The following is a 12,314-nucleotide window of genomic DNA, read 5'->3' on the forward strand; positions in this document are numbered from 1 at the left end:
AGGTGAAATAATGAAAAGATATTTTGTTGTTCTTCTTTTGATGTTTATGGTTTGTTCAACAAATGCTTTTGCGGTGTTTGGTTTTACTGAGGATATTAATCACGCGTACGACGCGATATATCAAGCGTTTGTGAAAAATGAAATGGTAGTACAAACTAAAATTATGCTTCAAAATTATAACCAAAGTAAACAATATTATGAAGATGTAAAAAGTATGTCAGAACATAAGGGCGGGATTGGTGGTTATTATGCGGAACAAATAAAAAATGATATTGACCGCGCAAATGCAAACACCTACAGCCGATTACAAAATTATATGAACTCCGATCCTGATGACACCGCATATGTCAGAAAATGGGTTACGGGCGCAAATACATATCTTACAAATAAAACAGATTATTCAAAAGAAATAGATGCTATTGGAAAAAAAAGGGATGAAGATTTAAAAAAATTGACGGAAAAATCCAAAAAAACAAAAATGACTGATGAAGACCAAAATATATATAACAAAGAAAGAGATTTGCTTCTTCTGAGGTATCTTTCAGGAATTGACAAGGGCATTAAGTCGCTCCTAGAGGAAAGAACAGAACAGAAACAACAAGATGCGGCAAGACAGCTGGAATGGCTTAGAAACGAGGAAAATTCAGCTAAAAACATAAAAGCCAACAATGCCCAACTTTACAACCAGCGACCTAAAAAAGATGTCTACCAAATACTGAAGGAGGTACCTAAATAATGATATTTGCGCCCTATTGTGAAGTGTTAAGCATTCCGGAAGCTGTAATGCCAGCTTATCTGTGTATTAAAACAATCGCATATATTCTTTTCCCGCTTATGTTCGCTTTGCATGTGCTGGATAAGTTAACCGGTGCTATTCATTCGCCTGGTGGTGACAATGAAATCAACTGGTATAAGACCATATTCAGGGCAATCCTTGTTTTTGTCGCTCTTGCATGGTATAGACATATATTTATGAAAATTCTTGCATTGTGTGAAGCGATAGGAATGTCTTTGTGTGACATGAGTAAATTTTCTTCACTCATAGACTTTATTACAACACAAAGTTATTCTTATATCAAGGGTACCGTTGGAGATAGTGCAACAGGAAAAGTTCTCGGTGGAATAAACGCCACTTTGGCTATACTACAACCGAAAATTCTTATTTTAAGTATACTCTATATCCTTGTCGGCATTATTGAAAGTATTTTCTTGTCTGTTCGCTACTTATTGCTTGCAATTTTATATGTTTTTGGTCCTTTTGCTATTGTTTTAAACCTTTTCAGATACACAAAGGTAATACTAAAGGGGTGGCTTGTTGCCGTTTTCCAAATTTCTGCTTGGATTATAATACTTCGTATATTGCAGGCAACAATGGTTTCGTTACAAATTGAGAACTGGGCTTACCAACAAGGACAAACTATGAAAGATATGTTGCCATGGATAACAGTTTGTCTTATATATGTCGCCCTTGTAGTATTGGTTCCTATGATTACCGCTAAAATAATATCAGGTGAAAATTTAGGCGAGATTGGAAGTCTGGCTATAGGTGCAGCAACAATGCTCGTTACCAGATATAGTGCTCCCGCAATTAAAACAGGAAATACTGCAGTAAAAGGAATTTCAAAAACATACAGTAATGTAAAAGACCGGGTTTCTGGTTGGAGAGGCAGAGGGTCGTCTTCCAAAGATACTGAACATAAAGAACAGCCTAGGAGGTAACATGTTAGGCAAAAAAGAGAGCAATGGCACAAAAACAGTAGAACAGAAACCAAGTAAATACTTCGAGATATTTGGTGATACAATAAATCAGCTTAATTTTTTAAAAAAGTGTTGTTTTTTTCTTATAATGCTTGCTATATTCGAGTCTATTATTATTGTAAAGAGCATAAACAAATTGCCTTTAGTGTTACACGTTGATTCGATTGGCAATGCTCAGGTAGTAAAATATGACAAGTCAATTCTTGCAGTAAGTCCGATTGAGGTTTCTAACTTCACTCAATATTTTATCCAGTATTTCTCAGCATACGATTTTCACGCTTATGACGATAACTTTACGAGGGCTTTCAAAATGATGACAGAAGAATGTCAGCGTAAGCTCAATGATTATTTGACGATAAATAATGTTGTTGATAACATAAAAAGTAATCAGTTAAAAACCACACTTAAAATTAGTAATATTACTACAATTAACGATTCTAAGGATTGGATAGATTTAAAGGTTAAAGGAACAAGAGAAGTCCGGTCTTATCAAAACACTGATTTTAATAGAGAGGAAATTTTTGAAGCAGAAATGTCAATTAAAAAAGTTAAAAGAACCGAAAATACACCTTGGGGGTTATTGGTAGACGCTTGGAGCGAGACCCTTTTTAAAAAATGAAAAACTTAATCCTTTATAGTACTATTTTTTTAGTTTTACTCCTTGTTTTCTTCGTTGACTGGGGGAACCATAGCCCGTATCCACCCATACCAGCCGGGCTTCTTTACAGTTCATATATAAGCAGTAAAACAATTGTATCGGAACAGGTTACTGATACCATACTTTACAAAGCAAAGCATGTCGACGCCGGGTTACCGACACTTCTAATATACAGCGAACTTAATATTCCAAATAATTTTATTGGAAAAAAGGTAGATAAGAAAAACTCTGATTATGTTGTTTCTCTTCCTACAACAAAACAAAAATCCTTTATCAATCCTTCACAAAAAGAAACTGCTTCAAAAACAATAACAAAAACTGTTACACCAACAGCGCCCGTAGACTACACAGTAGAAAAACAGGAAACCGAATTAGTTTTTAACTTCAATACCTTAAATAATATTATCAAAAAAGCCGATAAAACATATTTCTTTTCAGGAAAGGAAAATACGATAAACGATGTCACTGTCCGCATTTATTCTACTACACCATGGCAAGAAAAAAACATAGTTAAGTTTAAAGTAATAAACTCACAGCAAAAATACTTTTTTATAGCGAATGTATCACTTTATGAACAACAACAACTTATAGCGGCTGAAATATACAATGAACCTTTAGTAGCACCAGAAAAAACTGGTGAGTTTATAGTTCTACTTCCAATCCAGAAACAAAAACAAATAACATTAAAACTCACAGAAAGTGGCGATAAAGGACGAGTATTTTCTATTGCTTTTGATATACCTTAAAGGAGGAATTATGAAAAAAATGCTTTTGGTTTTATCCATTGTTTGCTGTAGTAATCTATTTTGTGCTGACTGGAATGGTCCAACAGAAAAACACGAAACAAAAATGCGATATTTTATGCACACTGGCTTTACTTTTGATGCAGTCCTAAAAACTGCTATATTTTCTTTTAATACAATTTCACCAGTAATCGCCCAAACAGAATATGATATCAGTTTTCTTGGGAAAGTGATAATCCCAAAATACACAAAACTTATCGGCTCGTGTAATATTGAAAAATCTGTGGATAGGGTTAATGTCGTATTTCATACAATTGTCTTTCCTGATGGTCAGGAAATCAAATTTATGGGTCTTGCCTTACATACAGACGGCTCTGGCGGAATCCCTGGCAAGGTTAATAAACAGAAAGCACGTCTGCCAGCAAAAATACTTCTTTCGGCAGCTGCAACAGGGGCAAGTGTTGCCTCTGGAAACGATATTCCGGCACAAATGATAAAGGGCATTGCGGATGACACACAGCAAGAAATGGCAGGTAAGCAGGACTATTCCATAACTATAAAGAAAGATATAGCTATACAAATATATGTCGTTGACAGATTAGAATATTAAAAGGAGAGTAATCTAATGAGAACTAACAAAGAAGAACATATAATGTTAGATTATATTAAAGTGAATTTTCCTCAAGTGTATGATAAAGCAGAAAGTCATATTATCAGTTCAGCTAAAAAGGAAAAGGAAGCTGAGCGAAAAGTGGGCATGTTAATGGTGGTAAAATCCGTCTACGACAAAAGTTATGTAGCAAAGATTACGGGTTTAGACCCAAAACACTTAGTAAAACGAGAATTCATGGAAACTGAGCGGGAGTGGTCAAAAACGGAAAAGGGACAATTTTGCATGTATATAAAAGATGAAACAAAATTAAATGTAGGTGATGTTATTTCGTTGAAACTTACAAGAAGGGGAGAGATAAAAGACGACATAAAAGAAAAATATTATAAAGTAATAAAACCCGTGTCAGAAGCAAACAACGAATTACACAATATTATTAAAAAAATATCTCGAAAAGAAGTATTGTCATTATATTCACCAACAAATGTAAAAGAGATTCAATCAAAGAAAAAAGATGTTTCTGCAGGACTGGAAATATAGTTTTATTACAGTAGAACATAAATGATAAAAATAATTGTTTATTATACTTCGTTGCCTGATATTGCAAAATTTATGATTTTGATTTTATCGGCTTTTTTTGTTTATCATTTCTTTGTTTTTTATTTATGGAAACCACCAAAGAAAAAACTGTTCTTCTGGCAATTTGCTGTCTATTTTTCAATCTTAATACTTGGTTTTTATATCCTCAAAAACTTTTATTACACATCATACAAAACCGTATTTGAAACAATTTACATGGAACGGATAATAAATATGTTTTGGAAACCATTTCTAAATGATACCATTTATGCACCCTTATTGGTTGTAGTTACCGTTATTTTCAAAACGTTTTTCCTATATAAACTAAATCCTAAAACATTAAAACACGGTCCTGTTTTTATACCCACAGGAGATACTAACGGCATTAAGGTTGGAAATTTTAGTAGAGATGTATTGCCGGAACATATAAGGGAATTTGCCAAACACTCAACAAAGCCACTTATATTACCATTTAATCGTTTATCAAGAGGAGTAACAATACTTGGTGACATGGGAAGCGGTAAATCCCGCTTAATGAAAGCGATTCATGATGGCATACGGGAAAAATATCCAAAGATACCAATTCTAATACACGACCCAAAGGGTGAGTGGCTACGAACACTATATAATCCGGATACGGACATAATATTTGCACCGTATGACACCCGTTCTATTGGTTGGAAAATGTGGGAAGATTTCAAAATTCATCCTGAATTAAAATATTCTGTCATATCTACTGCAGTAGAGTCACACCACAGCGGAAACACAACTGATAGGTTCTGGTCCGACAGTGCTATAGTATTACTAAAAGACGCTGCTACTTTTGATACTATTGACGAAACAAAAATGTGGTTGATAAAAAAAAGGGAAAAGGCTGGAGATGATAAAGCATTCCAGGGTAAATATGCCACTGCCTTAATCGGCTTTAGGGATATAGTCACAATAGAATTATTGGCACAAAATACACCTGGTGGAAAAAGAATCGATGACCTTTTACAACACCCGGGAAGAATTTTTTTACTCAACAATGCGACGAGTAGTGCAGAACAACACGGTTCTCTTGCCCTTATGCTCTCTGCTTTTTTGTTACGAGCAATATCTCTCCCAGATGTAAGTGAAGACGAACTCAGGGCTGCCGTATTTATAGATGAGGCGTTGACTTTTCATTTGCCGGCAGATATAGAACGCTCGGTATATAATCAAAGCCGTTCTAAGGGATTAAGTATAATTGCCAGCGGGCAGAGATTGCCAGATAAAACACATGGGGAGCAAGGTGCATGGGCGAATCAGGCGGCACACATATTTGGTATGAGAACATCAAGTATGGAAACTCGAACATCGCTGTCTCAACGCCTAGGCAACATGATGTATGATGAAAAGCAAGAATCAGTAAGTCAGGGAGAAAATAATTCAAGTAAAACAAGCAGTGACATACAACGACAACATGCTGCACTTGCTCCAGAAGATTTTGGGAAATTGAAAAACAGAGAATTTATCCTTTTCCATGAAAATGGCGTAGCACCGGGAAGGGTTATTGAAGTACCGATGAATCAAATTGACAGCATACAAACATCTTGCTATAATAAACGAAACGATGTCGCAGAATTCATGAGGGAATTAGAATGAAAAATGAATTGTATGGAGAAAATTTAAAAGCAGCCAGAGAAAAAAAAGGCTGGTCTAGGGAAGATCTTGCAAGTAAAATGGGAGTGTCGTACTCTACGGTTTTGCGATGGGAAACCAGTAAACACAAGCCGATGAAATTCCTACAAAACGTCCTTGAAAAGCTTTTAAGATAAAGAATTGAGACCAAAATATTATATGAATCAAACGTGCGAAAGAAAAGAAGTATTAAAAAACCTGTTAATTTGCCCCTGGCAAAGTAGCGGTCTTTCGTTCGCACGTTTGGCCCGCGTTTTTTGTTGGGGGCAAATTTAATCAACAATGAATAAACTCATACTGCCCCTATTGTTATTTACTGCATCGCTCCACGCTCAAAACTTGTCAATAACGGCAAAGGTTCTTTACATCATAGATGGTGACACAATAAAGATAGAATACAATAAAAAGCCCACCAGCGTGCGTTTAATAGGCATAGACACGCCCGAAAGCAAAAACAACGCAAAAGCACGCCGAGACGCACAGCGAACCGGCAAAGATGTAAGGACCATAACGACGTTAGGCAAACAAGCATCAGACTATTTAAAAACCCTTGTAAAGAAAGGCGACATCATAAAAATAGTATTTGACGTACAAAAAACCGATCGTTACGGCCGACTTTTAGGTTACGTATATTTATCAGACAGCTCCACAATGCTAAACGAAACAATAATAAGGGCAGGTTATGCCAGCCCAATGACAATCCCGCCAGATGTGAAATATAAAGACCTATTTTTGAAAGCATATCAAGAAGCCCGAGAAAACAAGCGTGGTTTGTGGAAATAATATGCGGATTACGAAATATAAGTCAGAAATGAAAAATAGAGGTTTTTTACACAGTTTAACTCCCATTGGTAAGTTAGTTATCGGAGCTTTAGCTATTGCATTCATAGTTATCACATATTTTGTTTTTTTTAAAATAAATTATAAATAAAATGAGCTTATCAATTAAAGAATTAAAATCACTCTTTGAATAAACCGCTTAACACAAAATGGCAAAAATTAAACTTGTACCACCCATAACAATAGAAGAAGCACTACTCGCACAAATGTATTCACTTAACGCACTAATAAAAGTACTAATAAAAAAGAAATTAATCACAGAAACCGAGCTCTTTGAAGAAATAAAAAAAACCAGTCCTTCAGCCAAACTACCCCCCAACATCCATTAAAAGCATCCCCCTCTTCCAATCGTTGCAAACCACTTCAATATTATACCAAAAAATAAATATTTTATAAAAACATAAAAAGTACTTGACAATACAACATTTTTGTTGTATACTTTTATTGGAACAGAAAGCCCGTGTTTCACAGTTCTTTGAAACGGCAGTAAGGAGATTGGGATGAACAAATTAATTCTCTATGTTCGACAAAACGGGAGATCGCCAACAGGAGATTTTCTCGAATTGTTGTCGCAAGAGGATAAAATAAGAGTACTCGCAAAATTCCACTTGCTAGAAGAAAAAGGACATTTATTAGTAAGACCTCATACGGACACTGCAAGAAACGGTATTAGGTACTTACGAATCAAAAAGTATAGAATATTTTACTTTTTTGATAAAAAAATAATTGTTATGGTAAATGGATACGAAAAAAAGAAAGATGCGTTAGATAAAAATGAGATACAGCGAGCAGAGATGTTGAGAACAGAATATCTTACTACTATCGTAAGTAGTAAGATATAAAATTACAGAGTAGTCGCACCATGATACGATAAGAATTGAAATAGATACGAAAAGAATTCGTACGAGATACGATATGAAATGAGGAAAAGAATATGAAAACCGATAAGACTAAAGGAAACCACATATCTCTAAAAGAGATAACAAGTCGAATAATAAAGACTGAAGAAGATAAAGAGTTGTTTAATAAAGAGCTTCGGGCTTTAAGATTATCAGTACAAATTGCCGAATTAAGAAAGAAACACGGGCTTTCTCAAAAACAATTTGCGTCCAGATTACATGTAAGGCAACAGTGTGTTTCTAGAATGGAAACAGAAAATGCTCTAAGTGTTTCTGTAAACACGCTTATTAAAATAGCAAAAGCACTGCATAAACATTTAGTAATAGATTTTAGGTAACTGGATTTGAATAAAATTATTTAAAAAGAGCCTCTCTTAGTGAGTGGCTCTTTTTATTATCTTTTTTTATTCTTAGAATATTGATGCGTAAAAACACGAGCCTATTTCTCACCAAATGAAATATAAGTATATAGTTATAATCCCACTCATTGACAATCTTTTTATATTACCTATAATGGAGCTTGGGTATAAATCGCAGCCCGCGTTTATACTGCTGTGGGCAGGCGTGACACCGCCTGCTTTTTTATTTTCCCCACCACCCCCCGCCCGTGAGGGAGCGTCTCAACACCCTACATACTGCGTATAGTGTTGATACTTGCGAATTTTCAAAGCCCAAAACCATTCCGCTGTGCCATAAGAACAAAAGTCCACATAGACATTTTTAATTCGGCAGGATAGCAGGAGTGAAAAATGGAAGACAGGAAGACACGAGTGCTTCGCCTCGCCTTCGCTTTCTCATTTCCCCTCGCTTTCGCCAGGAAATAAAAATTACTATGTGTGTTCTTACTGCGTCGCTCCATATGGACTTTTCAAATCCGCTTAAGACTATTATAAAAACAGAACAACTCCCCTCTCCTCTTCTCGTCGGTACAAACCTTCGAGACCCTTACCTCAATTTAAAAAAATACTTCAATACCTTTTTACCTCTTGACATTTTAACGCAAATACTTTATAATGTTATTACATTATGACGCTTTAATGTTTATACTTCATTACATCATAACGCATAAGGAGGATTAACCCGAATGTCAAAAATAATCGCACTAGCAAACCAGAAAGGCGGCTGCGCGAAAACGACAACCGCCGTAAACCTTGCCGGCGGACTTGCAATGAAAAACAAAAAGGTCTTATTGGTAGACATGGACCCGCAAGCAAACACAAGCTCAATCTTTACCGACACAGACACTCTTGAAAAAACCATCAACAATGTTCTGTTCGATAAACTTCCCATAAGGGAAGCAATACTACAAACCTCAATTCAAAATCTATTTCTCTTACCGTCAGACATAACCCTTTCCGGTGCCGACCTAAAGCTTTCTGAAGTACTGGGCAGAGAAAAAATCTTACAACGTTCAACCGCAGGCGCCTTTGCCGAATACGACTACGTAATAATTGACACCCCCCCTTCTCTTGGCTTGCTCACTGTAAACTCACTAACAACAGCGGAACACATAATCGTGCCTGTCTCAACCAGCTACTTTGCAATGAAAGGCGTCACACTGCTTGAAAATACAATCGCACAAATAAAAGAAGGATTAGACCACTTCGAACTAGAAATAATGGGTGTCGTCTGCACAATGTACGACCCGGTAACAAACGTTTCCAAGTCGTCTCTTGAATCAATAAAAAACCACTTTGGCGATATTGTCTTTAAAACCGTAATAAACAAAAACATAAAACTCGAAGAAGCACATAGCGCCCACATGACGATTTTTCAGTATGACCCCTCGTCTACCGGTGCTGAAAATTATAAAAATCTATGTGAGGAGGTACTTAACTATGGGCACGCAAAGTAAAAAGACAGGACTGCAGTCAGACGCATTCGCAAAACCAGCACTGGAAGTACTAAGAAATACGGAAAAAGTTAATAAAGTAAAAACATCATTACCTTATGATGCAATTACGTCATTACCTCAATCGCCGGGACTGGGAAAAGAAAAAGAGGTGAAACAATCCGGTGGGGGAGATTCCAAAAACAAAATAATGAAGACGACTTGCTATCTTTCAAAGGATTCGTTTATCGCGTTAGACAAATTATCGCTTGACTTGAAAGTCAAGTATGACAAAAAGGTACCGAGGTCTTTTTTGATAGACCGGGCAATTGAGCTGCTTGAAAAAGACCTTAATATAAACAAAGAAAGCAGTATCCTGTTAAAGAAGTAATAATGTATAAACCTTTTTACTTCTTTACATTATGATGTATTTACTTCATAATGCCTTATATTCACCGACGAAAAGAGTATTCGGAGATAGTAGAGAAGCAGGGTTGTGGTTGTTATCCGGAACCTAAAAAGAAAAATATTTATAAAACAAATAAAATACTTGACATAAATTAAAAGAAATACTATAATAAACATATCAGTAAAAGTGGAATAGCTGCCACTTAAATAAAGCAACTATTTGTTCTTTATTTTTCGAGATATTTAATGTTTATCGCGTCTATTTTTAAAATGATGGACGCTACAAATGTTTACCTTTAAGTAAAAAGTACTTGTCAAGATTCTTATGCTGTAGTAATGTGTGTTAGATTTATGAAAGATACAAACCTTCGAAAGTCAAACGAGCTTTTTTATGCACTAAAAATGTTAGCGCTCGTTTTTTTATTTCCTGCTATGTCCGAGCGGGCCTTTCTTTCGAAGGTTTGTGCTTGCGAGGCGTAGCAGGTTTTTTTATTATTTATGAAACAAACCTTCGAGAACGTTGTATTAGACATAATAGAATTTGTAATGGTGCTTTTACTGTCTATTATTTTTCTGATTGTAATTTTTTCTTTATTGTTTTTTGTCTTAGAAAAATGCGGAATAATGAAATGGTTATTAAAATATTATATTTAAGAAATATTTTACTTGACAAATGGTGGCTTGATGTGGTAAAGTGGTGGCATACCGTGGGAATGTTGGTGGCTTTAAGTGGGATTCGTGGTGTCTTGGTGTGTAGTCTGGTGGTCTTGTGTGGGGTTTCTGGTGTCTTGGTGTGGAATGTTGGTGTCTTGGTGTGGGTTTCTGGTGTCTTGGTGTGGAATGTTGGTGTCTTGGTGTGGGTTTCTGGTGTCTTGGTGTGGAAAAATGATACATTTTACTCTCTTAAAGTATCTGCTGAATAGTCTTTTTATAGTATTAAATAGTATACAGTAGTTAAATAAGCCCCGTAAGGGGCTTAAAAAAACTTTTTAAATAGTTAAAAGAAAAAATGACAAAGAAAAAAAAAGATAAACCTGAAAACGAAATACAAAAAGTTATTAACAATAAAAAGGAATTAGTCCGAATGGACTTAAACCTTGAAAAATGGCCTTTATTTAGTACAGAAGAACATAAGGGGGTAAGAGTCCTAAAACGGGTAGATAGTGCAGGAAACAAGCAAGTAGTGACTATCTCACCCTATTTAAAAGGCGACAAGCAATATACACTTACAGCACACAGAGAAGGTAAAATAATATACGCACTACTTAAGAAGTGGCAAGATTCCGGAAAACCCAGTGACAAGCCGGTCCATTTTAGCTTAAGACAAATAGCCGATATCCTTAATATATCTTGGGGAAGAAGCACATATAACTTTATAAAGACAGGATTACTTAATCTAAGGGGCGTGTGTTTAACATTTGAATCCTCGTATAGACCTAGTAAAGAAGCAGAAACATTAAAACTCACCGAACCAATGAATATTTTGATGCAATTAAGAATAATTGAAAAACAAAATGGTAAGGATGCAACTTCTCGGGTAATGTTCAGTGAATTTGCATTTCACAAATACATAACAGGAAGTATATTAAACAAGTTTATGAAACCCGTTAGATTAGATGTGCTAAAACAACTCAAAGGTGACACTGTAATAATCCTGTACCGCTGGCTTGACCTAGTCATGTCCGACAAAACCATGTTAGAATATACAATAGACGAGAACCTCGCCAAAGACCTCGGCCTTGAAGACATGCGAATAGACAGCTTCCTAAGAAGCATCAAAACAGCAGCCAAAAACCTTGAGGGCAAAGAACTCTCAACAGGAAAAATCACTTATTGCAAAATAGAAGAACTGGACTCCGGCAAAGGCAAAAAGCTAGTAGTCCGAAAGGGGAAACAAGACATAGTATCTGAACAAATAACCACAATCGCCGTAAAAGAAGACAACGAAATAAAAGAACAATATTTAATGAACTATTACAACAGCCTTGAACCAGAAGAACAAAAAGAAATAGCTATAATAAAAACAAAATTTGTAAAAGATAAATACAGTGGTTATGATGTAAGACCGGCGCTGCTTGATGCCATAGCGGAATACCAGGCATCTAAAATAACAACAACAGAAAATAATACTTGACAAAATAAAATGTTTTATTATAATAAAACAAAGGGGGCTATAAAAAATGGAAACCAATATCGCCGGCGTTAAATTTTCACACAAAGGAACAGCAGACCTTGCAGCACAAATTCAAAAAAAATATAATGTGGTTAAAGAAAAAGAGGATATATTAAATAAAGAAATAGCACCTCTTAAAAAACAAAGAGTATC

General features: G+C 35.5%; 16 protein-coding genes. All 16 read left to right on the forward strand.

Annotation, left to right across the window (positions count from 1 at the left end; translation table 11 throughout):
- The first annotated feature begins 10 nt into the window (after positions 1 to 10).
- The 16 genes from PHE88_11960 (at position 11) to PHE88_12035 (ending at position 12,122) form a co-directional block, all read left to right on the forward strand.
- Positions 11 to 736: a hypothetical protein gene (locus PHE88_11960; protein ID MDD5688533.1), complete on the forward strand. Its 726-nt coding sequence runs from the start codon at positions 11 to 13 to the stop codon at positions 734 to 736.
- Positions 736 to 1,719 carry a hypothetical protein gene (locus tag PHE88_11965; protein MDD5688534.1) on the forward strand — a complete coding sequence of 328 codons (984 nt, stop codon included), beginning with the start codon at positions 736 to 738 and terminating at the stop codon, positions 1,717 to 1,719. Before PHE88_11960 ends, PHE88_11965 begins: the two co-directional genes overlap by 1 nt.
- 1 nt (position 1,720) lies before the next feature.
- Positions 1,721 to 2,377 (forward strand): VirB8/TrbF family protein, encoded by a 657-nt coding sequence (locus tag PHE88_11970; GenBank protein MDD5688535.1) that lies wholly within the window; start codon positions 1,721 to 1,723, stop codon positions 2,375 to 2,377.
- Positions 2,374 to 3,162, forward strand: coding sequence for a hypothetical protein (locus tag PHE88_11975; GenBank protein MDD5688536.1), 789 nt, complete (start codon positions 2,374 to 2,376; stop codon positions 3,160 to 3,162). Before PHE88_11970 ends, PHE88_11975 begins: the two co-directional genes overlap by 4 nt.
- Positions 3,163 to 3,172: 10 nt before the next feature.
- Positions 3,173 to 3,769 carry a TrbI/VirB10 family protein gene (locus tag PHE88_11980; protein MDD5688537.1) on the forward strand — a complete coding sequence of 199 codons (597 nt, stop codon included), beginning with the start codon at positions 3,173 to 3,175 and terminating at the stop codon, positions 3,767 to 3,769.
- Positions 3,770 to 3,784: 15 nt separating this feature from the next.
- Entirely contained in the window at positions 3,785 to 4,309 is a 525-nt protein-coding gene (locus tag PHE88_11985; protein ID MDD5688538.1) for a hypothetical protein, read from the forward strand.
- A 21-nt stretch (positions 4,310 to 4,330) separates the two neighbouring features.
- Positions 4,331 to 5,974 carry a type IV secretion system DNA-binding domain-containing protein gene (locus PHE88_11990; protein MDD5688539.1) on the forward strand — a complete coding sequence of 548 codons (1,644 nt, stop codon included), beginning with the start codon at positions 4,331 to 4,333 and terminating at the stop codon, positions 5,972 to 5,974.
- Entirely contained in the window at positions 5,971 to 6,147 is a 177-nt protein-coding gene (locus PHE88_11995; GenBank protein ID MDD5688540.1) for a helix-turn-helix domain-containing protein, read from the forward strand. The genes PHE88_11990 and PHE88_11995 overlap by 4 nt, the downstream gene beginning before the upstream one ends.
- A gap of 145 nt (positions 6,148 to 6,292) precedes the next feature.
- A complete protein-coding gene (locus PHE88_12000) occupies positions 6,293 to 6,793 on the forward strand; it encodes a thermonuclease family protein (GenBank protein MDD5688541.1) in 501 nt (166 codons plus the stop codon).
- A gap of 206 nt (positions 6,794 to 6,999) precedes the next feature.
- Positions 7,000 to 7,179, forward strand: coding sequence for a hypothetical protein (locus PHE88_12005; protein ID MDD5688542.1), 180 nt, complete (start codon positions 7,000 to 7,002; stop codon positions 7,177 to 7,179).
- Between the two features lie 171 nt (positions 7,180 to 7,350).
- Positions 7,351 to 7,692 carry a type II toxin-antitoxin system RelE/ParE family toxin gene (locus tag PHE88_12010; protein ID MDD5688543.1) on the forward strand — a complete coding sequence of 114 codons (342 nt, stop codon included), beginning with the start codon at positions 7,351 to 7,353 and terminating at the stop codon, positions 7,690 to 7,692.
- 92 nt (positions 7,693 to 7,784) lie between these two features.
- On the forward strand, positions 7,785 to 8,087 hold the full coding sequence (locus PHE88_12015) for a helix-turn-helix transcriptional regulator (protein MDD5688544.1): 303 nt from the start codon (positions 7,785 to 7,787) through the stop codon (positions 8,085 to 8,087).
- A gap of 746 nt (positions 8,088 to 8,833) precedes the next feature.
- Positions 8,834 to 9,604 (forward strand): ParA family protein, encoded by a 771-nt coding sequence (locus tag PHE88_12020; protein MDD5688545.1) that lies wholly within the window; start codon positions 8,834 to 8,836, stop codon positions 9,602 to 9,604.
- A complete protein-coding gene (locus PHE88_12025; protein MDD5688546.1) occupies positions 9,588 to 9,971 on the forward strand; it encodes a hypothetical protein in 384 nt (127 codons plus the stop codon). Before PHE88_12020 ends, PHE88_12025 begins: the two co-directional genes overlap by 17 nt.
- 484 nt (positions 9,972 to 10,455) lie before the next feature.
- On the forward strand, positions 10,456 to 10,911 hold the full coding sequence (locus PHE88_12030; GenBank protein ID MDD5688547.1) for a hypothetical protein: 456 nt from the start codon (positions 10,456 to 10,458) through the stop codon (positions 10,909 to 10,911).
- 86 nt (positions 10,912 to 10,997) lie between these two features.
- Complete coding sequence (locus tag PHE88_12035; GenBank protein ID MDD5688548.1) at positions 10,998 to 12,122, forward strand: hypothetical protein; 1,125 nt, start codon at positions 10,998 to 11,000, stop codon at positions 12,120 to 12,122.
- Positions 12,123 to 12,314 lie beyond the last annotated feature (192 nt).

It is taken from the genome of Elusimicrobiota bacterium, from assembly GCA_028718185.1.
In the GTDB taxonomy this organism is placed as follows: domain Bacteria; phylum Elusimicrobiota; class UBA8919; order UBA8919; family UBA8919; genus JAQUMH01.